The sequence below is a fragment of the Streptomyces sp. NPDC007971 genome (assembly GCF_042958635.1).
In the GTDB taxonomy this organism is placed as follows: Bacteria; Actinomycetota; Actinomycetes; order Streptomycetales; family Streptomycetaceae; genus Streptomyces.
On the sequence record NZ_JBIBJK010000012.1, the window covers coordinates 71,499 to 95,548 of the forward strand.

The 24,050-nt window shown below is 70.6% G+C and carries 25 protein-coding genes and 1 other RNA gene; 22 read left to right on the forward strand and 4 right to left on the reverse strand.

The genetic code is table 11. The features are described 5' to 3' along the window. The first annotated feature begins 43 nt into the window (after window positions 1-43). The 3 genes from smpB (at window position 44) to ACFZCP_RS25195 (ending at window position 1,874) form a co-directional block, all read left to right on the forward strand. Window positions 44-586, forward strand: a complete 543-nt coding sequence (gene smpB / locus ACFZCP_RS25185; protein WP_094217738.1) for an SsrA-binding protein SmpB — start codon at window positions 44-46, stop codon at window positions 584-586. Window positions 587-695: 109 nt separating this feature from the next. Then, window positions 696-1,064: a transfer-messenger RNA gene (gene ssrA / locus ACFZCP_RS25190) on the forward strand. A gap of 123 nt (window positions 1,065-1,187) precedes the next feature. Then, window positions 1,188-1,874 (forward strand): hypothetical protein, encoded by a 687-nt coding sequence (locus ACFZCP_RS25195; RefSeq protein ID WP_391430171.1) that lies wholly within the window; start codon window positions 1,188-1,190, stop codon window positions 1,872-1,874. A gap of 60 nt (window positions 1,875-1,934) precedes the next feature. Here ACFZCP_RS25195 and ACFZCP_RS25200 read toward each other — a convergent pair whose 3' ends face one another. Beyond that, window positions 1,935-3,185: an MFS transporter gene (locus ACFZCP_RS25200; protein ID WP_391430173.1), complete on the reverse strand. Its 1,251-nt coding sequence runs from the start codon at window positions 3,183-3,185 to the stop codon at window positions 1,935-1,937. 84 nt (window positions 3,186-3,269) lie between these two features. Here ACFZCP_RS25200 and ACFZCP_RS25205 point away from each other — a divergent pair, with 84 nt between their 5' ends. The 4 genes from ACFZCP_RS25205 (at window position 3,270) to ACFZCP_RS25220 (ending at window position 7,796) form a co-directional block, all read left to right on the forward strand. Then, entirely contained in the window at window positions 3,270-4,241 is a 972-nt protein-coding gene (locus ACFZCP_RS25205; RefSeq protein WP_362693160.1) for a LysR family transcriptional regulator, read from the forward strand. Window positions 4,242-4,543: 302 nt separating this feature from the next. After that, window positions 4,544-5,917, forward strand: a complete 1,374-nt coding sequence (locus ACFZCP_RS25210) for a NarK family nitrate/nitrite MFS transporter (RefSeq protein WP_391430176.1) — start codon at window positions 4,544-4,546, stop codon at window positions 5,915-5,917. A 94-nt stretch (window positions 5,918-6,011) separates the two neighbouring features. After that, on the forward strand, window positions 6,012-7,163 hold the full coding sequence (locus ACFZCP_RS25215; RefSeq protein ID WP_391430178.1) for a uroporphyrinogen-III synthase: 1,152 nt from the start codon (window positions 6,012-6,014) through the stop codon (window positions 7,161-7,163). Window positions 7,164-7,217: 54 nt separating this feature from the next. Continuing rightward, complete coding sequence (locus ACFZCP_RS25220) at window positions 7,218-7,796, forward strand: YciI family protein (RefSeq protein WP_391430817.1); 579 nt, start codon at window positions 7,218-7,220, stop codon at window positions 7,794-7,796. A gap of 18 nt (window positions 7,797-7,814) precedes the next feature. Here the strand turns inward: ACFZCP_RS25220 and ACFZCP_RS25225 are convergent, their stop codons facing one another. Next, window positions 7,815-8,060, reverse strand: a complete 246-nt coding sequence (locus ACFZCP_RS25225) for an ATP-binding protein (RefSeq protein ID WP_391430180.1) — start codon at window positions 8,058-8,060, stop codon at window positions 7,815-7,817. Between the two features lie 18 nt (window positions 8,061-8,078). On the opposite strand from ACFZCP_RS25225, the gene ACFZCP_RS25230 reads away from it, so the two are divergent. The 4 genes from ACFZCP_RS25230 to ACFZCP_RS25245 all read left to right on the forward strand — a co-directional run bounded on the left by ACFZCP_RS25230 (window position 8,079) and on the right by ACFZCP_RS25245 (window position 10,051). Next, window positions 8,079-8,882 carry a Scr1 family TA system antitoxin-like transcriptional regulator gene (locus ACFZCP_RS25230; protein ID WP_391430182.1) on the forward strand — a complete coding sequence of 268 codons (804 nt, stop codon included), beginning with the start codon at window positions 8,079-8,081 and terminating at the stop codon, window positions 8,880-8,882. A gap of 11 nt (window positions 8,883-8,893) precedes the next feature. Further along, window positions 8,894-9,076, forward strand: a complete 183-nt coding sequence (locus ACFZCP_RS25235) for a DUF397 domain-containing protein (protein ID WP_362693175.1) — start codon at window positions 8,894-8,896, stop codon at window positions 9,074-9,076. 304 nt (window positions 9,077-9,380) lie between these two features. Continuing rightward, entirely contained in the window at window positions 9,381-9,743 is a 363-nt protein-coding gene (locus tag ACFZCP_RS25240) for a hypothetical protein (RefSeq protein WP_362693178.1), read from the forward strand. Then, window positions 9,740-10,051 (forward strand): HAMP domain-containing protein, encoded by a 312-nt coding sequence (locus tag ACFZCP_RS25245; protein WP_362693181.1) that lies wholly within the window; start codon window positions 9,740-9,742, stop codon window positions 10,049-10,051. Before ACFZCP_RS25240 ends, ACFZCP_RS25245 begins: the two co-directional genes overlap by 4 nt. Before the next feature lie 78 nt (window positions 10,052-10,129). Here the strand turns inward: ACFZCP_RS25245 and ACFZCP_RS25250 are convergent, their stop codons facing one another. Further along, window positions 10,130-10,564, reverse strand: coding sequence for an anthrone oxygenase family protein (locus ACFZCP_RS25250; protein WP_391430185.1), 435 nt, complete (start codon window positions 10,562-10,564; stop codon window positions 10,130-10,132). 419 nt (window positions 10,565-10,983) lie between these two features. Between ACFZCP_RS25250 and ACFZCP_RS25255 the strand changes: the two genes are divergently transcribed. From ACFZCP_RS25255 to ACFZCP_RS25280, 6 genes are all read left to right on the forward strand, one after another. Then, window positions 10,984-11,577: an ABATE domain-containing protein gene (locus tag ACFZCP_RS25255; RefSeq protein WP_391430187.1), complete on the forward strand. Its 594-nt coding sequence runs from the start codon at window positions 10,984-10,986 to the stop codon at window positions 11,575-11,577. Between the two features lie 270 nt (window positions 11,578-11,847). Further along, entirely contained in the window at window positions 11,848-12,432 is a 585-nt protein-coding gene (locus ACFZCP_RS25260; protein WP_079071569.1) for a sigma-70 family RNA polymerase sigma factor, read from the forward strand. Then, on the forward strand, window positions 12,432-13,253 hold the full coding sequence (locus tag ACFZCP_RS25265; RefSeq protein WP_391430189.1) for a zf-HC2 domain-containing protein: 822 nt from the start codon (window positions 12,432-12,434) through the stop codon (window positions 13,251-13,253). Before ACFZCP_RS25260 ends, ACFZCP_RS25265 begins: the two co-directional genes overlap by 1 nt. Before the next feature lie 60 nt (window positions 13,254-13,313). After that, complete coding sequence (locus ACFZCP_RS25270) at window positions 13,314-15,671, forward strand: UvrD-helicase domain-containing protein (protein WP_391430191.1); 2,358 nt, start codon at window positions 13,314-13,316, stop codon at window positions 15,669-15,671. Window positions 15,672-16,047: 376 nt separating this feature from the next. Beyond that, complete coding sequence (locus tag ACFZCP_RS25275; RefSeq protein ID WP_391430193.1) at window positions 16,048-17,463, forward strand: malic enzyme-like NAD(P)-binding protein; 1,416 nt, start codon at window positions 16,048-16,050, stop codon at window positions 17,461-17,463. Window positions 17,464-17,734: 271 nt separating this feature from the next. Continuing rightward, window positions 17,735-18,016: an HU family DNA-binding protein gene (locus ACFZCP_RS25280; RefSeq protein ID WP_217784782.1), complete on the forward strand. Its 282-nt coding sequence runs from the start codon at window positions 17,735-17,737 to the stop codon at window positions 18,014-18,016. A gap of 168 nt (window positions 18,017-18,184) precedes the next feature. Here ACFZCP_RS25280 and murA read toward each other — a convergent pair whose 3' ends face one another. Beyond that, window positions 18,185-19,525, reverse strand: a complete 1,341-nt coding sequence (gene murA / locus ACFZCP_RS25285; RefSeq protein ID WP_391430196.1) for a UDP-N-acetylglucosamine 1-carboxyvinyltransferase — start codon at window positions 19,523-19,525, stop codon at window positions 18,185-18,187. Between the two features lie 323 nt (window positions 19,526-19,848). Between murA and ACFZCP_RS25290 the strand changes: the two genes are divergently transcribed. The 5 genes from ACFZCP_RS25290 (at window position 19,849) to ACFZCP_RS25310 (ending at window position 24,050) form a co-directional block, all read left to right on the forward strand. Beyond that, window positions 19,849-20,421, forward strand: a complete 573-nt coding sequence (locus ACFZCP_RS25290) for a YqgE/AlgH family protein (RefSeq protein ID WP_362693203.1) — start codon at window positions 19,849-19,851, stop codon at window positions 20,419-20,421. A gap of 29 nt (window positions 20,422-20,450) precedes the next feature. After that, on the forward strand, window positions 20,451-20,738 hold the full coding sequence (locus ACFZCP_RS25295; RefSeq protein ID WP_031478284.1) for a DUF3039 domain-containing protein: 288 nt from the start codon (window positions 20,451-20,453) through the stop codon (window positions 20,736-20,738). A 200-nt stretch (window positions 20,739-20,938) separates the two neighbouring features. Then, window positions 20,939-22,231, forward strand: coding sequence for an extracellular solute-binding protein (locus ACFZCP_RS25300; RefSeq protein ID WP_391430199.1), 1,293 nt, complete (start codon window positions 20,939-20,941; stop codon window positions 22,229-22,231). 38 nt (window positions 22,232-22,269) lie between these two features. Further along, window positions 22,270-23,208 (forward strand): ABC transporter permease subunit, encoded by a 939-nt coding sequence (locus ACFZCP_RS25305; protein WP_391430821.1) that lies wholly within the window; start codon window positions 22,270-22,272, stop codon window positions 23,206-23,208. After that, window positions 23,205-24,050 carry an ABC transporter permease subunit gene (locus ACFZCP_RS25310; RefSeq protein WP_391430201.1) on the forward strand — a complete coding sequence of 282 codons (846 nt, stop codon included), beginning with the start codon at window positions 23,205-23,207 and terminating at the stop codon, window positions 24,048-24,050. The genes ACFZCP_RS25305 and ACFZCP_RS25310 overlap by 4 nt, the downstream gene beginning before the upstream one ends.

Genomic DNA, 24,050 nt, shown 5'->3' on the forward strand with positions numbered 1-24,050 from the left:
CCCCCTCCATGGTGCGAAAATGGTCGGCACTATGAGCAAGGGAATGTACGTACCGAAGGAGTCCCAGCCCAAGCAGGGCGGCGGGGCCGCGAAGGCCAGGGACGGCGAGAAGGGCGGCAAGCGCAAGATCGTCGCCCAGAACAAGAAGGCCCGGCACGACTACGCGATCGTCGACACCTACGAGGCCGGGCTCGTACTCACCGGCACCGAGGTCAAGTCGCTGCGTGAGGGCCGGACCTCGCTGACCGACGGCTTCGTCCAGATCGACCGGGGTGAGGCGTGGCTGCACAACGCCCACATCCCCGAGTACCACCAGGGCAGCTGGACCAACCACTCCGCGCGCCGCAAGCGCAAGCTGCTGCTGCACCGCGAGGAGATCGACAAGCTGGAGTCCAAGGCCCAGGAGACGGGGCACACCATCGTGCCGCTCGCCCTGTACTTCAGGGACGGCCGCGCGAAGGCCGAGATCGCGCTCGCACGGGGCAAGAAGGAGTACGACAAGCGCCAGACCCTGCGGGAGAAGCAGGACCGGCGTGAGTCGGACCGTGCGATCGCGGCGGCGAAGCGCAAGCAGCGCGGCGTCTAGCCGGGCCGCCGGGAATAAGCTGGCATCGGCGTGCGTTGTTCACGTACGATGGCACCGCACTCCACAGAGGGTGCACACCCCCTCTCCGGAGGGATTGAAAAATCAACATGGGGATGATCGGTTTCGACAGCGGCTGTCGAAGCAGGGGAAGCGTGTCGAGGAAGCGGCAATGATCTCGTAAACCATATGTCGCAAAAAATAATCGCCAACACCAAGCGCGATTCCTTCGCCCTCGCTGCCTAAGTAGCGACTTGCGAAGTGTCAGCCCGGGGCTGTTCCCGACCCGGATCCTGGCATCAGCTAGGGGACTAAACCTTGATCCCGGTCACGGGGTGAAGAGGGAAATCTAACAGTGACTGAGCCCGTCGGCGACTTGTTCGCGTGATCGCCGGGGCTGAGAAAATCACAGCGAACTGCACACGGAGAAGCCCTGATTCCGCACCGTTGGACGCGGGTTCGATTCCCGCCATCTCCACCATCTGGAGGCACTGCCCTCAGACCCCATGTGGGCACAGGCCCCGTCGCGACGAGCGGCGGGGCCTTTGTCATGGCCGGACGTCACAGCGGACGGCGCAGACGGACGGAACGGAGCACCTCCACGGTGGACAGCGACAAGGGCCCCCGGCACCTCCTCGTACGCGCGCACGACGGGCCGTCCCCGCTGTTCGGGACGAACGCCCCCGGGCTCCCCGGCCCCGACGACTTCACGACGGGCGTCGAGATCGACTCCCTCGGGCTCCCCGGCCGGCTCGCCGACCGGCTCAGGTCCTGGTCCGAGGCACGGCCGCCCGGCGGATTCACCGCCCGCCCGGCCCTGCGCAAGCACGTCGGACAGGGCGTCGAGGCCGCCCGGGAGGTGGCCGCACACCTCGGCCCCCGCTGGGCGGTGCGCTACTGGGACGAGCGCCACAGCAGTGCGAAGTTCGTGTGCTGGGGCTGCGACCGCCTGCACTGGACCCTGGAGGCCCACGGCCACCCGCTGCCGTCGCACCCGGTGCACATCACCGTCCGGGGCGAGTACAAGTGGTACCCGCTGCGGGCCGACGGCATCGGGGACTTCGCCCCGGACGACCCCGCAGTCGCCCTCGGCCTGTCCGAGACCCTGGTGGACGGCTTCCACGCCTGGGCGGCGGCCGTGGACGAGGCCATGGACGCCTGGACCAGGGACCGGGACGACCTGCGCCACGACGCCGAGCGCGCCCGCCTGGAGGCCGAGGGCGCGCAGCTGGCCGCCCGCCTCGCCGACGAACTCGGCCCGGACCGGACGGTGACCTACCTGGGCTGCTAGCGGACTCGGTCCGGACGGTGACCTACGCGGGCTGCCGGCGGACTCGGTCCGGACGGTGACCTACCTGGGCTGCGGGATCGACCGGCGGCCGCGCCAACGCACGGCCGTGGACGCCGAGTTGATGAGCAGGGCCACGGTCGCCGCGCCGGCCGGGACCGCGAAGGCCGCGGCGGGGGAGACGTGCTCGGCCGCCCAGCCGCCCGCCGCCGAGCCGCAGGCGATGCCGGTGAGCAGGGCGGTGACGACCAGGCTCATGCCCTCGTTGAGGCGGTCGGCCGGGGTGCACTTCTGCACCAGGGTCATCGCGGTCACCATCGTCGGCGCGGTCGCCATGCCCGCCACCAGCAGCGCGCCCGCCAGGGCCACGAGGGAACCGGCGGCGGTCGCCGCGAGCCACGGCAGGGTCATCAGCACCGCCATGGCCGGCAGGCACTGGGCGAGGCGCAGGCCCGCCGGTCTCAGCGCCCCGTACAGCAGGCCCGCCGCGCACGAACCGGCCGCCTGCAGCGCGAGGACGGCACCGGCTGCCGCCCGGTGCCCCTGCGTGTCGGCGTAGGCGATCGTGACGACCTCCATCGAACCGAACACCGCGCCGGTCGCCACGAAGCAGGCCAGCAGCGGCGGGATCCCCGGGCTGCGCAGTGGTGACGGCGCCTTCGAACGGGCCTGCGGGGGCGGCTCGGTCGCCCGTTGCGCGGTGAACAGCAGCATCCCGGCCAGCAGCAGCGCGGCCCCGGTGAGCGTGCCCGCCTCCGGGAAGAAGGTGCCGGTCAGGAAGGAGGCCAGCACCGGGCCGAGCATGAAGCACAGCTCGTCGGCGGCCTGCTCGAAGGAGTTCGCGGTGTGCAGCGCGCCGGGGTCCTCGCGCAGCAGGTGGGCCCAGCGGGCGCGGGAGAGGCCGCCGATGTTCGGGGTGGCCGCGGTGGCGGCGTACGCGGCGAACAGGGTCCAGTCGGGTGCGCCGTAGTGGACGCACAGCAGCAGTGCGAGGCTGCCGAGCACCGCGGTGAGCGTGGCCGGTACGGCGACGCGGGCCTGCCCGTGCCGGTCGACGAGCCGCGCGATCCAGGGGCCGGCCAGCCCGGTCGCCGCGAGCCCGGTGGCGGTGACCGCACCGGCGAGGGCGTACGAGCCGCGGGACGCGGCGATCATCACGACCGCGCTCACACCGAACATGCCCATGGGCAGGCGGGCGATCAGGTTGCCGGCGGTGAAGGCCCGTGCACCGGGAAGGGAGAAGAGCCGTCGGTATCCGGTGCGTTGCTGCTGCTCGTCCGGTATCCGGCTGTGTTCGGCGGTCTGTTGCGGCATGGCTCCACGGTCACCCGGAACGGATCATGCGGTCCAACACCTTCTGGGCGACGATTCACGCGTCCGCGTTGTAAATTCACCGCCATGCCTGTCCCAGCCGCCATAGACCCCCGCCTGCTGCGCGCCTTCCTCACCGTCGCCGAGGAGCTGCACTTCACCCGGGCCGCGGCCCGCCTGTACGTCGCCCAGCAGGCGCTCAGCCGGGACGTGCGGCGGCTGGAGCGGGAGCTGGGCGCCGAGCTGTTCGTACGGACCACCCGGCAGGTGACGCTGACCGTGGACGGCGAGCGGCTGCTGCCGCACGCCCGGCGGGTGCTCGCCGCCCAGGACGACCTGCTCGCCGCTTTCGGCCAGGCCCGGCCGCTGCTGGTCGACCTCAATTCCGCGGGCCTGGTCACCGGCCGCCGTGTGCTGCACCGGGCCCGGGAACTCGCCCCCGACTGCGAGCTGATGGCCCGCTACGAGAGCGGCCTGACCGGAGCCGCGGCCGACCTGCTCGCCGGCCGGCTCGACGCCTCCTTCGGGCGCTTCGCGGGCCTGGAGGCGGCCCTGCGCTCCGGCCTGGAGCAGCTGCCGGTGCGCCACGAGCCGATGGCCGTCGTGCTGCCCGAGGACCACCCACTGGCCGCCCGGCCGGTCGTACCGCTGGCCGCCCTGGCGGGGGAGACGGTGTACGCGGGCGCCGGGAACCCGCGCACCCGGGAGTGGACCGACCTCGCCCTGCGCCTCTTCGAGGGGCGCGGCATCCGGCTCGCCCCGCCCCTTCCGCTCGCGGTCGGGGACGAGGAGTTCGAGCGGATCATGGCCAAGACGCGGCATCCGGTCCTCGCCGTGGTGGACTTTCCGTCCATGCCCCGCACGGTGCTGCGGCCGCTCGTCGACCCGGTTCCGCTGTCGCCCGTGTCCCTGGTCTGGCGCAAGGGGCTGGTCCATCCCGCACTGGCCGCACTCCGCAGGGCCGCGACCGAGACCGCCGGGGCCCAGGGGTGGCTGCGACGCCCCGCGGACTCATGGCTCCCGGCCGCCGACGAAGAGGCGATGAGCCTCCCCACCTGACATACCCCCGACACCCGCCCGCCCGGCCCGCACCGCCCGCCGCTTCCGTCATTGCCGCCCCGCCGGCTGCGTCACCGATGCCGCGCCGCTTCCGTCACCGCTGTCCCGCGGGGCCCCTCACCGATGCCCCGCCGGGTTCCCTCACCGATGCTCGGCCGGTTCCCTCACCGGCGTCCCGCCCCGCGCGTGAGAGCAACGTTCCCTTCCGGTCACTCACAGCCACAGGCAGGAAACGCGCTCTTCCTACCTTCGGGGCCAGGCCCTCGTGGGCAGACCGAGCACCGGAGCACCGTGGAGGCGTCATGACAGGCCGATCCCCAACCCGTCGCAGCGGCCGCTGGATCGAGCGCTGGGATCCGGAGGACGAGGGCTTCTGGAAGGCGAGCGGGGAGAAGACCGCCCGCCGCAACCTCTGGTTCTCGGTGTTCTCGGAGCACATCGGCTTCTCGATCTGGACCCTGTGGTCCGTGCTCGTCCTCTTCATGGGGCCCGAGTACGGGCTCACCCCCGCCGACAAGTTCCTGCTGACCTCCATGGTCACGCTCGTCGGCGCGGTCGTGCGGGTGCCCTACACCTTCGCCGTCGCGGTCTTCGGCGGGCGGAACTGGACGATCATCTCGGCCGGTCTGCTGCTCGTGCCGACCGTCGCCGCGTTCGTGGTCATGGAGCCGGGGACGTCCTTCTCCACCTTCCTCCTCGTCGGTCTCCTCGCCGGCATCGGCGGTGGCAACTTCGCCTCCTCCATGACCAACATCAACGCCTTCTTCCCGCTGAGGAAGAAGGGGTGGGCCCTCGGGCTCAACGCGGGCGGCGGGAACATCGGCGTCCCGGTCATCCAGCTGGCCGCCCTCGCGATCATCGGGGCGAACGGCGGGCCGCGCGTGCTGCTCGGGATCTACATCCCGCTGATCCTCGTCGCCGCCGTCCTCGCCGCGCTGTTCATGGACAACCTCGCCTCCGTGAGGAACGACACGGGCGCCGCCAAGGACGCGGCGAAGGACGCGCACACCTGGATCATGGCCTTCCTCTACGTCGGCACCTTCGGCTCCTTCATCGGCTACAGCTTCGCCTTCGGCCAGGTCCTGACCAACCAGTTCGGGCGCACCCCGCTGCAGGCCGCCTACCTCACCTTCGTCGGCCCGCTGCTCGGTTCCCTCATCCGGCCCGTCGGCGGCCGGCTCGCGGACCGGTACGGCGGAGCACGCATCACCCTGTGGAACTACGTGGGCATGGCCGCCGCCACCGTCTGCCTGGTCTTCGCCAGCATGCAGAAGTCGCTACCGTTGTTCGTGTCGGTCTTCGTCGTGCTGTTCGTGCTGAGCGGACTCGGCAACGGATCGACGTACAAGATGATCCCGGGCATCTTCCAGGCCAAGGCCGTGGCCGAGGGGCTGCACGGGGAGGAGGCGGCCGCCTACGGCCGGCGGCTGTCCGGTGCCTCCATGGGGCTCATCGGAGCGGTCGGCGCACTCGGCGGTGTCGGCATCAACCTCGCCTTCCGCCAGTCCTTCCTCTCCTACGGCACCGGAACCGGAGCGTTCGTGGCCTTCCTCGCCTTCTACGGCGCCTGCTTCGTGGTCACCTGGGCCGTATACCTTCGCCGCCCGGCCGCGCAGCCCGAGACCACCGCCGCCGCGTCCGAGGCGAAGGCGCAGCTGAGCTACGCCGAGGTGTGACGTCGCATCGGTAACACCGACGACATCGAGCCGAACCGAGCCTGTCACGCGCCGTTGACAGGCTCGTTCGGCATGCGGGCCAGGTAGGAGAGCCATGTACGACGAACAGCAGCAACCCGATCAGGGACCCCTCGCCGGGTTCACCGTGGGCGTGACGGCCGCGCGCCGGGCCGACGAGCTGGGCGCGCTGCTCCAGCGGCGCGGCGCCACGGTCCTGCACGCGCCCGCGCTGCGCATCGTGCCCCTTGCCGACGACGGCGAACTGCTCGCCGCCACCCGGCAGATCATCGATCACGTCCCCGACGTGGTGGTGGCCACCACCGCCATCGGATTCCGGGGCTGGATCGAGGCCGCCGACGGCTGGGGTCTCGGGGAGCAGCTGCTCGGGCGCCTGCGCGGGGTCGAGCTGCTCGCCCGCGGGCCCAAGGTGAAGGGGGCCGTCCGCGCCGCCGGGCTGACCGAGCAGTGGTCGCCGTCGAGCGAGTCCATGGCGGAGGTGCTGGACCGGCTGCTGGAGGAGGGCGTCGACGGACGCCGGATCGCCCTACAGCTGCACGGGGAACCGCTGCCGGGGTTCGTGGAGGCGCTGCGGGCCGGGGGAGCGCAGGTCGTCCTGGTGCCCGTGTACCGCTGGATGCCGCCGGAGGACATAGGCCCGGTCGACCGCCTGCTGGACGCCGTCGTCTCGCGCGGCGTGGACGCCCTCACCTTCACCAGCGCGCCGGCCGCCGCCTCGCTGCTGTCGCGGGCCGAGCAGCGGGGGCTGCTCGGCGAGCTGCTCGCCGCACTCGGCCACGACGTGCTGCCCGCCTGCGTGGGCCCCGTCACCGCGCTTCCCCTGCAGGCCCGGGGCGTGGACACGGTACAGCCGGAGCGGTTCCGGCTCGGGCCGCTCGTCCAACTGCTGTGCCAGGAACTGCCGGGGCGGGCCCGGGCGCTGCCGATCGCCGGGCACCGGGTTCAGATCCGGGGGCACGCGGTGCTGGTGGACGGCGAGCTGAAGCCGGTGCCGCCGGCCGGCATGTCCCTGCTGCGGGCGCTCTCGCGGCGGCCGGGATGGGTCGTGGCCCGGGCCGACCTGCTGCGCGCACTGCCCGGCGCGGGCCGCGACGAACACGCGGTGGAGACGGCGATGGCCCGCCTGCGCACGGCTCTCGGGGCGCCGAAGCTGATCCAGACCGTGGTCAAGCGGGGGTACCGGCTGGCCCTGGACCCGGCGGCGGACGCGAAGTACGCGGACGCGTAGGACGCGGACGTGCAGGGCGCGGACGTGCAGGACAAGGAAACCCGCTCGACCGGAGTGTCCCCTCGGGGAGATCCTCCGGACACGGAGTTCCTCTGCTACCACCGCGACCGGCCCGGCTCCGTGGCACTGCGGGACGAGCTGTTGGAAGAGCACTGGTCCTCCATGGACCGGTACGCGCGGGAGATGATCGCCCGGGGCCCGACCCTGGCCGACGACGGCGACACGCCCACCGGAAGCGTCCACATCCTCGATCTGCCCGACCCCGCGGCCGCCCGTGCGTTCGCCTTCGACGAGCCGAACCACCAGGCGGGCGTCTACCGGGACGTGCTGCTGCGACGGTGGCGCAACACGCTCGGGCGCACCATGTGGGACTTCCCGGGAGGCCCGGCCGACGGCAACCGCTACCTGGTGCTCGGCCTCGGCACGGGAGCAGCAGCCGACCTCGCGCCACCGCCCGACCGGGACGAGCTGATCGCCTACGGCCCGCTGCTGTCCGACGACGGCGCCGCCTGGCTCGGCACGGCGGCGCTGCTGCGGGCACCGGACCCGCAGACGGCACGCGCCCTCCTGACCGCGGACCGGTACGCCGACATCGAGGTGCACAACTGGCAGTTCGGCGGGCGCCCGTCATGACCTGAGGGCCTCCGCCCGTCACCCACCCACCTCGAACCACAGCAACTTGCCGGCACCGCGGTCCAGCGGGCTGTCGGCGAGGGCCAGGCCGCCCCACGCATCGGCGTACCGCTGTACGAGGTGCAGCCCGCGCCCCTTCTCGGCGTCCGCCGGGGTGAGCGGTACGCGGTCCCAGGGCGGCTCGCCGAAAGGGGCGGGGATCCGGGGATGACTGTCCCAGACCCCGACCCGGAGCCGACCGTCCGCGAGGGCGGTCAGCCGCAAAGAGGCGGGGCCGTTGGTATGCCGGTAGGCGTTGGTGACCAGCTCGGACTTACGTCCACTGCCGCTGCGGGCCTGCTTGGCGTCAAGCAGGCGCAGATCAGCAACATCGAGTCAGGCCGTTACGCCGTCAGTGCCGACCGCGTGCGCACCTTTGCCCGCACCTACAGCTGCGCGGACACGGCACTGGTCGAGGCCCTGGCCGCGATGACCGGCGGACGCAAGTCCGGCTGGTGGGACGAGTACCGCGACCACTTGCCCGCCGGGCTGATCGACCTGGCCGAACTGGAGCACTACGCAGCCGAGCTGCGGGTGGCCCTCGTCATCCACATCCCCGCCCTGCTCCAGACCACCGACCACGCTCGGGCACTCTTCCGCACGGTCTTCCCGCGGCTCCAGCAGTACGAGATCGAGCACCGGCTCACCCACCGAATCAAGCGGCAGGGCATCCTTCACCGGGACAATCCCACCCCCTACACCGCGACCATTCACGAGGCGGCACTCAGGATGGGCTTCGGCGGCCGGGACGTAACCGCCGCTCAGCTCAAGCACGTCGTTGCCATGAGTGAACTCCCCCACATCACCATCCGGGTCATCCCCTTCGGCGAGGCAAGCTTTCACGGCACGGGCCAGGGCGTCGACTACGTCGCTGGAGAGGTGCGCCAGCTCGATACCGTGCAGCTGGACACTCATCATGGTTGCGAATTCCTGGATGGCGAAGCTCAGTTGAGCAAGTACCGTGCAGTGGTCGACCACATGGAGGCGAGTGCGCTCACCCCTGAGGCTTCCCGAGACCTCATCGAGCGCATCGCCCGACACCTGTGAGGAAACCCGCAATGCCCGAACCCACCTGGCACAAGTCCACCTACAGTGGCGACGCCTCCAACTGCGTCGAAATAGCCACCACCCCCTCGGCCATCCACATCCGCGACTCGAAGAACAGCCCCGGCCCCCAGCTCATCCTCACCCCCTCCACCTGGGCGGACTTCCTGCCGTACGCGGCGGAAGCGGGACGCTGAGCACACCGAGTCGGCGTAGAAGTTCGTGCAAGCGGTCGTGTACCACCGGTGCCCGCACGAGGTGCAGCCCGTGCCCGGCGTCCACGGACCCGCCTGGGCGCCGGACGGGTGCGCAACCGGGTCGTACGGCCGGGAGCAGACAGTCGGGGACCGGTACCTCGTGCGGCGCCGTATCGCGGGGCATCCTGGGTCGCCACCCGTCAGCAACTGTCCGACCAGCTCAACTCCAATCTCCGCAACGTCCAGGCCTCCGCCGGCTATGTGCGCCAGCTGCTGAACCTGTGCGGAACGGATGTCTCGCCAGGTGGCAAACGGCACTCCGTACACGATCCAGCTCGTCACCTCCGACGGGACGGTGTGCGCGGCTCCCGGCACTGACCGCATCGTGGTCGAGGAGTCCGATCTCGCGGTCGCGCGTGGTGAGTTGCCCGAGTCCCTGCACGACGCGAGGACGGAAGGCGGCGAGGACATGCGCGTAGCGACGTCCAGTCCGGACCTGCCTCCCGGCCTCCGGGGCAACTTCGCCGTCTCGATCGCGCAGTCGTCGCGCGCCGTGGACCAGCCGCTGTACAGCCTGGCGATCCTTCTTCTGAGCGTGTCCGGGGTCGGGTGGCTGGAGCGGGTACGGCCGGTATCTGGATTTCCCGTGCCGGCCTGCGCCCGGTGAAGCGGTTGACCGGTGCGGCGGAACACATCGCGCGGACGGAGGATCTCGCCATTCGTATTCCGGTGGAGGGCGATGACGAGATTGCCCGCCTGTCTCAGAGCTTCAACGCCATGACCGAGGCTCTGTCGACCTCCCGGGACCGGCAGATGCGGCTCGTCGTCGACGCGGGGCATGAGCTGCGGACTCCGCTGACCTCGCTGCGGACCAATATCGAACTGCTCGTGCGCAGTGAGAAGTCCGGGCGGGCGCTTCCGGAGAAAGTGCGTGGCGAACTGCTGGACTCCGTTGCCGCCCGATGCCTGCGCTGAAGGAAACGGGGCGGCCCCATGCGACTGCTGGAGCGGACTTCCGGAGGGCAGGGCAGGGCAGGGCAGGGCGGTGCCGTGTCACGAAGGCCGACCGAATCGCCCGTGCACCAGGAGCGCTCGCGTCAGACACCCCAGTGCCACCGTCGACAGGACCGCCCGTACGACGTTCCACGCCACCCAAGGGCCCTCGAAGTGCTCCCGCAGGGACGCGGGGGAGCCCTTCGCCGCCAGGGCGTTGTTCAGCGGGATGTTGAACGCCATCGTGACGAGGAAGACCAGGGCGTACGCCGCCAGGGCCGCCCAGATCCAGCGGGCGGGGGCCGCACCCCGCAGCTGCCACGCCGATATCCCCGTCAGGACCAGCGCCCCCATGAAGCTCAGGAGGAACACCGGGTTCTGGATCACCACGTTGATGTCGCGCATGACCTCGACGTACGTCCGGTCGTCGCTGCGTGCCAGCGCCGGCATCACCGCGCAGGCGAAGATGTAGAAGACCCCGGCGATCAGGCCCATGGCGACCGTGGCCGCGCCGAGGACGACCGTGCTGCCGCGGGTGCCCCGTGCTTCCCCCGCTTCCCGTGCTTCCCGCGTATTCCGTGCGCCCTGTGGGTCCCGTGCGTCCCGTGCATTCCGTGCGCCCCGTGCGCCCCGTGCATCCCGTGCATTCGTCGTGTTCGTCATGCCTTCAGACAACCGGAGCACCCCCTGCCCCGCCCATGGCCGAAGCGCGCGCCCGCATGCGTGGGCGTCCACACCGCAGTGCCCGGCCGCGGGCCCGGGGCACGGCTCGAAGGTGCGTGCTCCAAGCGGTACGAGGGGTTTCGAACGGGTGCGTGGGCAGGCACTGTGAGAGAGGAAGCGAATCCCCACCCCTGTCGGATCCCCCTCCCTGTCGGATCCCCACGCTGGTGACCCTAGGCGGTGACAGGCACATGGCACTGGGTACGGCCACGGCCCCGTACGAGCTGCGGTTCGATGCCGGACGGATCTGTCTGGATCTCCTCGCGACCACCCACCCGGTCGAACGGCTGGACGCCGTCGGGCCGTTGCGGGCGTGGATCGCCGGGTCCGGACTGGTGCCGCCCGGCACGTCACTGGGCCACGCCGAGGCCTCCTGGCTGGTGGGGTTCCGGGAACTGCGCGGGTACGTCGGACAGTTGCTGCGCAGCTGCGACCCGTCCGACGCGCGGTCGTACGATCATGCGCTCGGGCGGGTCAACGAGGTCGCCCGCGTCGCGCCGCCGGCCCCGTGCGCGGTGCGCGGCGAGGACGGCACGCTGGTGCGGGAGTTGGCCCGGGACCCCGGCTGCGCGGGGCTGCTCGCCGTCGTCGCGCGGGACGCGGTGGACCTGCTCACCGATCCCGTGGCGCGGGCGGCCGTCAGGGAGTGCGAAGGGGACGACTGCCCCCTCGTGTACCTGGACACCTCACGGGGCCGCCGGCGGCGCTGGTGCTCCAGCGAGGTCTGCGGGAACCGTGAGCGGGTGGCCCGGCACCGGAGGAGGGCCGCTCTCGCCCGAGCCTGAATGTCCGGTTCGGGTCCTTGGTCGGATTGCGCCCGCGAGAGAGTCGACGTGATTTCGGCAACACTCGGTTTGTCGCCGACCCCGGGCGGGCAGCTCGGCCGGCCTCCGGCGATGTGTCGGAAATGTAAAGATCATGCGGTTGGAATGTGCGCGCATGTCCCGCTCGTCACGTCACCTGCAAGAAAACTCTCGGGTCACATTGAACGCCACGCCGCCCCCGTGCGTACGGGTGGGCGAGCGACCGACTGGGGGAACCCCCGGACACCGGAGGTGGGCGTGCGCAAGGATGCGGCCGTGGCCAATGAACGTGGAACGAGGGCCCGACATCGCATGTCCTCACAGCCCTCGGAACCGGATGAGGAGCTGATGCGTGCGCTGTACCGCGAGCACGCCGGACCTCTGCTTGCGTATGTCCTCAGGCTGGTCGCCGGAGATCGGCAGCGCGCCGAGGACGTCGTGCAGGAAACGCTCATCCGTGCCTGGAAGAACGCCGGTCAGCTCAATCGGGCGACCGGATCGGTACGCCCCTGGCTGGTGACGGTCGCTCGTCGCATCGTCATCGACGGCCACCGCAGCCGGCAGGCCCGGCCGCAGGAGGTCGATCCGTCGCCGCTGGAGGTCATCCCCGCGGAGGACGAGATCGACAAGGCGCTGTGGCTGATGACGCTGTCTGACGCGCTCGACGACCTGACCCCGGCCCACCGGGAAGTACTCGTCGAGACGTACTTCAAGGGGCGTACCGTCAACGAGGCGGCGGAAACTCTGGGCATACCCAGCGGAACCGTCCGCTCCCGGGTGTTCTACGCCCTGCGTTCGATGAAGCTGGCACTGGAGGAGCGGGGGGTGACGGCGTGATGAGCGGGTACGGGGGTATGCAAGGGTTCGGCACGGGTGGTTCGGGTATGTCTGGCTCCATGCAGGGATCACAGGCCCCGAACGAGCACGAGACCGTCGGCGCCTACGCCCTCGGGATCCTCGACGATGCCGAGGCCACCGCTTTCGAAGCGCACCTCGCGGGCTGCGAATGGTGTGCGCAGCAGCTGGACGAGCTGGCCGGGATGGAGCCGATGCTGGCCGCCCTCGCGGATCTGCCGGGCTCCGGCAGCACGCCCGCGATCGGCGAGTCGCTGTCCGCAAGGCCCAGCCCGCGGCTCATGGAGAAACTGGTCGACGAGGTCGCCGAGCGCCGGGCCACGAAGCGGCGCAAGGGCTTCTACCTGGTCGCGGCCGCGGCCGCGCTGATCATCGGCGGCCCGATCGCCGTCATGGCGGCGAGCGGCGGCAACTCGGGGCAGACGGCCACACCGCTGGCGGCCACCGCCCAGACGACCTTCGACCAGCTCCCGACGAAGGTCTCGGGCACGGACAGCACCACCGGTGCCTCCGCGACCGTCGCCATGGGCGAGAAGAACTGGGGCACCTCGACGGTCCTCCAGCTCAAGGGCGTCAAGGGTCCGCTCAAGTGCTCCCTGGTCGCCGTCGCCAAGAACGGAGAGCGCCAGACGCTGGGCTCCTGGTCCGTGCCGAAATGGGGTTACGGCCTCGCGGACGCCAAGACCGAGGAGGCCAAGAACCCGCTGTACATCGGCGGCGGCACGGCCCTGAAGCCGAGCGAGATCGACAAGTTCCAGGTGGTGACCTTCGACGGGAAGACGCTCGTCGAAGTGAACGCGTAGCCTCTACGGGTCCCCTTCGCGTACGGTTGACGGCTGCCCAGCACGTCAGAAGGGGGCCCGGTGGCCGCTCAGGCTCAGCAGGAAACCGCGCTCGACTCGGTCCGGGACCGGGAGATCAGCGTCGAACAGGAACACCTCGACCGGGTGTACCAGCGCCTTGAGGAAAAGATTCACGAGGCGGAGTTCCTCATGAACGACGCGGCCAAGCGCGGCCAGGTCGGCACGCCGGGCGCGCTCGCGGAGCGGGATGCCCAGGTCTTCAGGGCCGGCATCCACCTCAACCGGCTCAACAACGAGTTCGAGGACTTCCTCTTCGGACGGATCGACCTGCTCCTCGGCAAGGACGGGAAGAAGGGCCCCGACGGTGCGTACACGGCCGTCGAGCCCGCCGAGGGCGCGGTGCGGCCCGACAACACCGCCGACATCGCCGAGACCCTGCACATCGGCCGGATCGGCGTGCTCGACGAGGACTACTCCCCGCTGGTCATCGACTGGCGGGCACCCGCCGCCGCCCCCTTCTACCGGTCCACCCCGGTCGATCCGGGCCGGGTCGTGCGGCGCCGCGTCATCCGGTCCAAGGGCCGCAAGGTCCTCGGGGTCGAGGACGACCTGATGCGCCCCGAGCTGACGGCCCTCCTCGACGGCCGCCGGCTGGCCGCCATCGGCGACGGCGCCCTCATGGCCGCCCTCGGCCAGGCCCGCAGCCACACCATGCGGGACATCGTCTCCTCCATCCAGGCCGAGCAGGACCTGGTCATCCGCGCCCCCGCCGCCTCCGTGACGCACGTCGAGGGCGGTCCCGGCACCGGCAAGACCGCCGTCGCCCTGCACCGCGCCGCCTACCTGCTCTACCAGGACCGCAGACGCTACGCGGGCGGCATCCTGATCGTCTCGCCGACCCCGCTGCTGGTGGCCTACACCGAGGGCGTGCTGCCCTCGCTCGGCGAGGAGGGCCAGGTCGCCATCCGCGCGATCGGCTCACTCGTCGACGGCGTGGAGGCCACGCTCTACGACTCCCCGTCCGTGGCCCGCGCCAAGGGCTCGTACCGGATGCTGAAGGTGCTCCGCAAGGCCGCCCGGGGCGCGCTGGAGCTGGGCCGGGGCGGCGGCGCCCCCGCCGGGCAGCTGACGCTCGACGACGACGGCGACACCGCGTCCCAGGCCCCCGCCGGCCCGCCCACCCGGCTCCGGGTCGTCGCCTTCGGGCGCCGCCTCGAACTGGAAGCCGACGAGCTGGAACGTATCCGCCGTACCGCCCTCGGCGGCACCGCGCCGGTCAACCTGCTCCGGCCGCGCGCCCGCAAGCTGCTCCTGGACGCCCTGTGGGCCAAGTCCGGCGGCGCCACCCGGCACACCGACCCGGAGCTGGCCGCCGAGCTGCGCTCCTCCTTCGACGAGGACGTCACCACCGAGGACGCCTTCATCGCCTTCGTGGACGCCTGGTGGCCCGAGCTGACCCCGAAGGCGGTCCTGTCCGCCATGGCGGACGAGCGGCGCCTGGGCCGCTGGGCGCGCCGGATCCTCAACCCCGGCGAGGTCCGCAGGGTCGCCCGCTCGCTCAAGCGGGACGGGCACTCGGTGCACGACGTCGCCATGCTCGACGAACTCCAGTCGATCCTCGGCGCCCCGGCCCGGCCGAAGAAGAAGCGCGAGCTGGACCCGCTGGACCACCTCACCGGCCTGGAGGAGCTGATGCCGGTGCGCGAGGAGACCCAGCGCGAGCGGGCCGAGCGGCTCGCCCAGGAGCGCACCGAGTACGCGCACGTCATCGTGGACGAGGCGCAGGACCTCACGCCGATGCAGTGGCGCATGGTCGGCCGCCGCGGCCGGCACGCCACCTGGACGGTCGTCGGCGACTCGGCCCAGTCCTCCTGGTCCGACCCGGACGAGGCGGCCGAGGCCCGCGACGAGGCCCTCGGCAGCCGCCCCCGGCGCCGCTTCCAGCTCACCGTGAACTACCGCAACCCGGCCGAGATCGCCGAGCTGGCGGCCAGGGTCCTGGCCCTGGCCATGCCCGGTTCCCAGGCGCCGTCCGCCGTACGGTCCACCGGCGTCGAGCCGCGTTTCACGGTCGTCCGGGACTCCCTGGAGCAGACCGTGCGCGCGGCGGCCGAGCAGCTCCTCCACCAGGTGGACGGCACCGTCGGCGTGGTCGTCGCGATGAACCGGCGCGCGGAGGCCCGGCGCTGGCTGGCCGGGCTCGGCGACCGGGTGGTCGCGCTCGGCAGCCTGGAGGCCAAGGGCCTGGAGTACGACGCGACGATCGTGGTGTCCCCGGCGGAGATCGCGGACGAGTCCCCGGCCGGTCTGCGCGTGCTCTACGTGGCGCTGACCCGGGCCACCCAGCAGCTGACGGTCGTCTCCGGCGAGCGGGACGAGCCCGACGCGACGGGGGTGCCGGACCTGCTGCGGGACTGATTCCTGTGAACTCGCCCGACGGGAATGGTCCTGCGGGATCCGTTTGTTAGCCTTGGTGTGGCACCGGCTCGATCCAAGCCCCCGGGCCCAACCTTCGTCCCTCAGAGGGACCCCTTGCCGCGAGGCGAGCATGGCGGGTCGGTGTCATGAACGTGTGGGAGGCCCACGTCACGCATGTGACGTGGGCCTCTTGCTTTGCCCGGACAGCCTCTTTCCTCGGCCGATCGACTCTCGTATGGTGGAAGTGGATTTCCGAAACCATGCGCCTGCCGTGAACAAAACGTCCGCAATCCGGGGCGACTACCGCGTACTCAGGGGTAGGTGCGACGATCGGACGGCACAACTCGCGACACGGTGAAAGCAGAGGAAGTCGGCCATGGCAACGGCGCCCAGCGTCTCCTACTCGATGACCATCCGGCTGGAGGTGCCGGCGAGCGGAACGGCCGTCTCGCAGCTCACCACCGCCGTGGAGTCCTCCGGAGGCTCGGTCACGGGCCTCGACGTCACCGCGTCCGGCCACGAGAAGCTCCGCATCGACGTCACCATCGCCGCCACCTCGACCGCGCACGCCGAGGAGATCGTGGAGGAGCTCCGCGGCATCGAGGGCGTCACGCTCGGCAAGGTCTCCGACCGTACGTTCCTCATGCACCTCGGCGGCAAGATCGAGATGCAGTCCAAGCACCCCATCCGCAACCGTGACGATCTCTCCATGATCTACACGCCCGGTGTGGCCCGCGTCTGCATGGCGATCGCCCAGAACCCCGAGGACGCCCGCCGCCTCACCATCAAGCGCAACTCCGTTGCGGTCGTGACGGACGGCTCCGCCGTACTGGGCCTCGGCAACATCGGCCCCAAGGCTGCGCTGCCCGTCATGGAGGGCAAGGCGGCCCTCTTCAAGCGCTTCGCCGGCATCGACGCCTGGCCGCTGTGCCTGGACACCCAGGACACCGACGCCATCGTCGAGATCGTCAAGGCGATCGCCCCCGGCTTCGCCGGTATCAACCTGGAGGACATCTCCGCGCCCCGCTGCTTCGAGATCGAGGCCCGGCTGCGCGAGGCCCTCGACATCCCCGTCTTCCACGACGACCAGCACGGCACCGCGATCGTCGTCCTCGCCGCCCTGACCAACGCACTTCGTGTGGCCGGCAAGGGGATCGAGAACATCCGCGTCGTCATGTCCGGCGCCGGCGCGGCCGGTACGGCCATCCTCAAGCTGCTGCTCGCGGCGGGCGTGAAGAACGCCGTCGTCGCCGACATCCACGGTGTGGTGCACTCCGGCCGCGAGGACCTGGTGGACGCCCCGGCCGACTCCCCGCTGCGCTGGATCGCCGACAACACCAACCCCGAGGGCCTCACCGGCACCCTCAAGGAGGCCGTGCGCGGCGCCGACGTCTTCATCGGTGTCTCCGCCCCGAACGTCCTCGACGGCGACGACGTGGCCGCCATGGCGGACGGCGCGATCGTGTTCGCGCTTGCGAACCCGGACCCCGAGGTCGACCCCGCAATCGCCCGTCAGACGGCGGCTGTTGTGGCCACCGGCCGCTCCGACTTCCCGAACCAGATCAACAATGTGCTGGTGTTCCCGGGTGTCTTCCGCGGCCTGCTGGACGCCCAGTCCCGTACGGTCAACACCGAGATGATGCTCGCCGCCGCAAAGGCCCTGGCCGACGTGGTGACCGAGGACGAGTTGAACCCGAACTACATCATTCCGAGCGTCTTCAACGACAAGGTCGCGGGCGCCGTGGCCGGTGCGGTCCGCGAGGCCGCGAAGGCGGCCGGAGCGGCGTCCTAGGCGCCTGTGACGTACTGTGCAGGGGCTGTGAGGATCGCCACGGCGGCCCCTGCACCGGCGCGTCGCGGAACCACGTGGCGGCGGGCGCCCTCTAGGGTGACGGCCGAGCAGGCGCTTTTCGTGTGACTCCCCAGGGTGTTCTCACGACTCCTACGGGTGCCGGATTGGCTTTCCCGCCGCAGGTAGGGGCAGGATGCGTCCCTGGGCGCGAGCGCATCGGCATCGATCACACCTCACGCCTCAACGGCAAGAAGAACACGGGAGTAAGAACATGAACCGCAGTGAGCTGGTGGCCGCGCTGGCCGACCGCGCCGAGGTGACCCGGAAGGACGCCGACGCCGTTCTGGCCGCGTTCGCCGATGTCGTCGGCGACATCGTCTCCAAGGGCGACGAGAAGGTCACCATCCCCGGCTTCCTGACCTTCGAGCGCACCCACCGTGCCGCTCGTACCGCGCGCAACCCGCAGACCGGTGAGCCCATCAACATCCCGGCCGGCTTCAGCGTGAAGGTCTCCGCGGGCTCGAAGCTCAAGGAAGCGGCCAAGGGCAAGTAAGCGCTCTGCTCTGGAGCGCCGGCCCACTGAACGCGGTGGGTGACTGCGGGCCGGTTGCGGCCGGCCGCGCAGTTCCCCGCGCTCCTTTGGGCCGTGCTCCGGCCGAAGACGCCGAAAAGGGCGGCTCCCCTGTCATCAGGGGAGCCGCCCATTCGTCGTTCGTGACGCCTAGCCGAGCGCCTTGCCGGGCAGCTCGACCTTGGCGCCGAGCTCCACCAGCTTCTCCATGAAGTTCTCGTAGCCGCGGTTGATCAGCTCGATGCCGTGGACGCGGGAGGTGCCCTCGGCCGCGAGCGCCGCGATCAGGTAGGAGAAGCCGCCGCGCAGGTCCGGGATGACCAGGTCGGCGCCCTGCAGCTTGGTCGGGCCCGAGACGACGGCCGAGTGCAGGAAGTTGCGCTGGCCGAAGCGGCAGACGGAGCCGCCCAGGCACTCGCGGTAGAGCTGGATGTGCGCGCCCATCTGGTTCAGCGCGGAGGTGAAGCCGAGGCGGGACTCGTAGACCGTCTCGTGGATGATGGACAGGCCCGTCGCCTGCGTGAGGGCCACCACCAGCGGCTGCTGCCAGTCGGTCTGGAAGCCGGGGTGCACGTCCGTCTCCAGCGCGATGGACTTCAGCTGGCCGCCCGGGTGCCAGAAGCGGATGCCCTCGTCGTCGATCTCGAAGGCACCGCCCACCTTCCGGTAGGTGTTCAGGAACGTCATCATCGAGCGCTGCTGGGCGCCGCGGACGTAGATGTTGCCGCTGGTCGCGAGGGCCGCGGAGGCCCAGGACGCCGCCTCCAGACGGTCCGGCAGGGCACGGTGGGTGTAGCCGCCGAGCTTGTCCACACCGGTGATGCGGATCGTGCGGTCGGTGTCCATGGCGATGATCGCGCCCATCTTCTGCAGTACGCAGATGAGGTCCTCGATCTCCGGCTCGACGGCCGCGTTGGACAACTCCGTGACGCCCTCGGCCAGTACGGCCGTCAGCAGCACCTGCTCGGTCGCGCCGACGGACGGGTACGGCAGCCGGATCTTCGTGCCGCGCAGCCGCTGCGGCGCCTCCAGGTACTGGCCGTCCGCGCGCTTCTCGATGGTCGCGCCGAACTGCCGCAGCACGTCGAAGTGGAAGTCGATGGGCCGGCCGCCGATGTCGCAGCCGCCGAGGCCCGGGATGAAGGCGTGGCCGAGACGGTGCAGCAGCGGTCCGCAGAGCAGGATCGGGATGCGGCTGGAACCCGCGTGGGCATCGATGTCAGCGACGTTCGCGCTCTCGACGTGGGTCGGGTCCATCACCAGTTCGCCGGGCTCCTCGCCCGGACGGACCGTCACCCCGTGCAGCTGGAGCAGGCCGCGTACGACACGCACGTCACGGATGTCCGGAACGTTGCGCAGGCGGCTCGGCCCGCTTCCCAGCAGGGCGGCGACCATGGCCTTCGGTACGAGGTTCTTCGCACCGCGGACACGGATCTCGCCCTCCAGCGGGGTTCCGCCGTGGACAAGCAGGACATCGTCGTTGACGGTCATGAATCTCGCGTTCCGATGAGTCGGGCAGGGGTCGGCCGATCACTTAGCGCGGGGGCCGGAGAGACAGCGTAGTCGCCGTTGCCCCTCCGCCCGTAGGCCCGAGTACCACCCAGCCGCGTCATAGATGTGTCACAACACGAACCGTTCCCAAACGGGCACATGGGGTCACCGGCCGCCGGGCGTGTGCCGGAAGGCGGTCCGTCACGCCCGTCGCCGCTCTTGCGCGAGGTCGTGCCGGGCCGCACCACCCGATTCGAGCTGCGTTCACTCCCGCACCCCGATTGGCCCCCCACTCCGGGGGAAGATGCGGGATCATGTCTGGCATGACCGAGGTGTCCTCGCTCACAGGGCGGCTGCTCGTGGCCACGCCCGCCCTGGCGGACCCGAACTTCGACCGTGCGGTGGTGCTCCTTCTCGACCACGACGAGGAGGGCTCGCTCGGTGTCGTCCTCAACCGCCCCACGCCGGTGGACGTGGGCGACATCCTGGAGGGCTGGGCCGATCTCGCCGGCGAGCCCGGCGTGGTCTTCCAGGGCGGCCCCGTCTCGCTGGACTCCGCGCTCGGCGTCGCGGTCATCCCGGGCGGTGCGGCCGGCGACCGGACCCCGCTCGGCTGGCGGCGGGTCCACGGCGCCATCGGTCTGGTGGACCTGGAGGCCCCGCCGGAGCTGCTCGCCTCGGCCCTCGGCTCCCTGAGGATCTTCGCCGGTTACGCCGGCTGGGGCCCCGGCCAGCTGGAGGACGAGCTGGTGGAGGGCGCCTGGTACGTCGTCGAGTCCGAGCCGGGGGACGTTTCGTCGCCGGCCCCGGAGCGACTGTGGCGGGAGGTCCTGCGCCGCCAGCGCAACGAGCTGGCGATGGTGGCCACCTATCCGGACGACCCGTCGCTCAACTGATGCCTGTGAGCTTCAGTACTCTTGCTGATATGAGCACTCTTGAGCCCGAGCGCGGGACTGGTACGGGCACCCTCGTAGAGCCGACGCCACAGGTGTCCCACGGTGACGGCGACCACGAGCGCTTCGCCCACTACGTCCAGAAGGACAAGATCATGGCGAGCGCCCTCGACGGCACCCCCGTCGTGGCGCTCTGCGGCAAGGTGTGGGTCCCGGGCCGGGACCCGAAGAAGTACCCCGTGTGCCCCATGTGCAAGGAGATCTACGAGTCCATGGGCGCCGGCGGCGACGACAAGGGCAAGGGCGGCGACAAGAAGTAGGGGAGTCCCCGCCCGCCTGAACACCGCAAGGCCCCCGGGACGCGTCGAGGCGCGTCCCGGGGGCCTTTGTGCTTTCTGGTCACAGAGTGGTCGAGACCTCTTGTCGGCATGTTCATGTTGTCCATAGCCTCCAGGTGTTGTGCAGAGCGAAACAGTCATTGCAGATGTTGCAACGCACTAACTCTCCGGAGGAACGCTCCATGAAGCTGTCCGTTCCACTCGCCGCACTGCTCACCCTGGCCGTCGCCACCGCCTGCGCCCCGCAGTCCTCCTCGAACTCCGCCTCCGACAGGGACGAGAAGACCGGCACCCTGAGGGTCTGGCTCTTCCAGGAGGTCGGCAACGAGCCGAAGAAGAAGGTCGTCGACACGGTCGTCACCGACTTCCGAAGGGCCCACAAGGACACGAAGGTCGACGTCGAGTACATCCCGGTCGAGACCCGCGCCCAGCGCGTCAAGGCCGCCTTCAACGACCCCGGGTCCGCCCCCGACGTCATCGAGTACGGCAACACCGACACGGCCGGCTACGTCCACGACGGCGGACTTCTCGACGTCACCAGGGAGTTCTCCGCCTGGAACGAGGCGCGGAACACCGACCCGACCGCCCGGCAGTCGGTCACCGTGGACGACAAGGTCTACGGCGCGCCCTTCTACGTCGGTGTCCGCGCCCTCTACTACCGCACGGACGTGTTCCGCGAACTCGGCCTGAAACCCCCGCGGTCCCTGGCCGAGCTGGCCACCACCGCCCGTACGGTGCGGGCCGCGAAACCGGACCTGTACGGCCTGGTCGTGGGCGGCGCCTACACCTACGGCGCCCTGCCGTTCATCTGGGCCAACGGCGGCGAACTGGCCACCGGCAAGGGCGGCTCCTACACCTCGGCGCTCGACAGCGCCGCCGCCCGCAAGGGCATCAGGGCGTACACGTCCCTCTTCTCCGCCGACAACTGTCCCGCCGCCAAGTGCGCGGGCATGGGCGGCAACGACACGGTGACCGCGTTCGCCGCGGGCAAGGCCGGGATGGCGATCGGTGGCGACTTCAGCCACGCGGCCGTGGAGGCCGGCGCGGTGAAGGGCAAGTACGCGGTCGTACCGCTGCCGGGCGTGGCCCCCGGCTCGATCGCCCCGGCCTTCGCCGGTGGCAACAACATCGGCGTCCTGAAGAGCACCGCCCACCGCACCCTCGCCGTGGACCTCATGGAGCGGCTCGCCTCCAAGGAGACGCAGTCCGCCCTGTTCGACGCGATGGGCTTCCTGCCGACCTTCACCGACGTCCGCGACCGGGCGGCGGCGCGCCAGCCCTTCGTGAAGCCGTTCGTGCGGACCCTGGCCTCCGGCACCGAGTTCGTCCCCGCCTCGCCCGCGTGGTCGCAGATCGACTCCTCGCTCGTGCTGCCGACGATGTTCCAGGAGGTCGTCAGCGGCAAGAAGAGTGTGGATGCCGCCGCGGGGGAGGCCGTCGGGAAGATGGACGATGCGTTCGGGTCCGCGGGGTGACGGCGCCCAGTGGCTCGGGGGTGCTCGACCGTGGGCGGGTGCGGGCCGTTCGTGGTTCCTCGCGCCCACGCGGCGGAGCTGCACATGGCACAGCCCCGCGCCCCTCGGGGGGTTGGACGCCCTGGCTCTATCTGGCGCCCGCGCTCCTCGTCCTCGGGGGGCTGCTCGTCTACCCCGTCTACCAGCTCGGGCTGATCTCCCTCTTCCGCTCCACCCAGGCCCAGGTCAGCGGTGGGCAGCCGGCCGCCTTCCGGGGGGCCGGGAACTACACGGACCTGTTCTCGGACGGGCAGTTCTGGCAGGTGCTGCTGGCCACCGTGGTGTTCGCCGCGGCCTGTGTCGTCTCCACCCTCGCCGTCGGCTGTGCGCTCGCCGTGCTGCTCACGCGCGTGCGGGCCGTCCCCAGGCTGGCGCTGATGCTGGCGGCGCTCGGCGCCTGGGCGACCCCGGCCGTCACCGGCTCCACGGTGTGGCTGCTCCTGTTCGACCCGGACTTCGGGCCCGTCAACCGGGTCCTGGGGCTGGGCGACCACTCGTGGACGTACGGGCGCTACAGCGCCTTCCTCCTCGTCCTGCTCGAAGTGGTCTGGTGCTCCTTCCCCTTCGTGATGGTGACGGTCTACGCGGGGATCCGCGCCGTACCGTCCGAGGTGCTGGAGGCCGCGGCCCTGGACGGTGCCTCGCAGTGGCGGATCTGGCGCTCGGTGCTCGCGCCGATGCTGCGGCCGATCCTCACCGTGGTCACCATCCAGTCGGTCATCTGGGACTTCAAGGTCTTCACACAGATCTACGTCATGACGAACGGCGGCGGTATCGCCGGCCAGAACCTGGTGCTGAACGTGTACGCCTACCAGAAGGCGTTCGCGTCCTCCCAGTACGGCCTCGGCTCGGCGATCGGCGTGGTGATGGTGCTGATCCTGCTCGCCGTGACCCTGGTGTACCTGCGGGTGCTGCGCCGTCAGGGGGAGGAACTGTGAACCTTCTCCGGGTCCGTGTGCAGCGGCCGTGGCGGTTGGCGGCAGAGGCCCTTGCCCTGCTGATCGCCGCCGCCGTCGCCTTCCCGCTGTACTGGATGGTGCTCAGCGCCTTCAGACCGGCCGGCGAGATCGCGTCCGACCGGCCCCGGCCCTGGACGCTCTCGCCGTCCCTGGACTCCTTCCGGCGGGTCTTCGGACAGCAGGAATTCGGCCGTTACTTCGCCAACAGCCTGATCGTCGCGGGTGCCGTCGTGGCCGCCTCCGCGGTGATCGCGTTTCTCGCCGCGACCGCCGTCGCGCGATTCCGTTTCCGCTTTCGGACCACTTTGCTGATCATGTTTCTGGTGGCCCAGACGGTGCCCGTGGAAGCCCTCACGATCCCCTTGTTCTTCCTCATGCGGGACGCCGGTCAGCTGAACACCCTCGGGTCGCTGATCCTGCCCCACATCGCCCTCTCGCTGCCCTTCGCGATCTGGATGCTGCGGGGGTTCGTGAAAGCGGTGCCCCAGGCCCTGGAGGAGGCCGCGTACCTGGACGGGGCGAGCCGCGGGCGATTCCTCTGGCAGATCCTTTTCCCGCTCGTCCTGCCCGGTCTGGTCGCCACGAGCGTGTTTTCCTTCATCTCGGCCTGGAACGACTTCCTGTTCGCCAAGTCCTTCATCATCAGCGACACCTCACAGTCGACCCTGCCGATGGCCCTGCTGGTGTTCTACAAACCGGACGAGCCGGACTGGGGCGGGGTCATGGCCGCGTCCACGGTGATGACGATTCCGGTGCTGGTCTTCTTCGTACTCGTACAGCGGCGCCTGGTCTCGGGACTGGGCGGAGCGGTAAAGGACTGA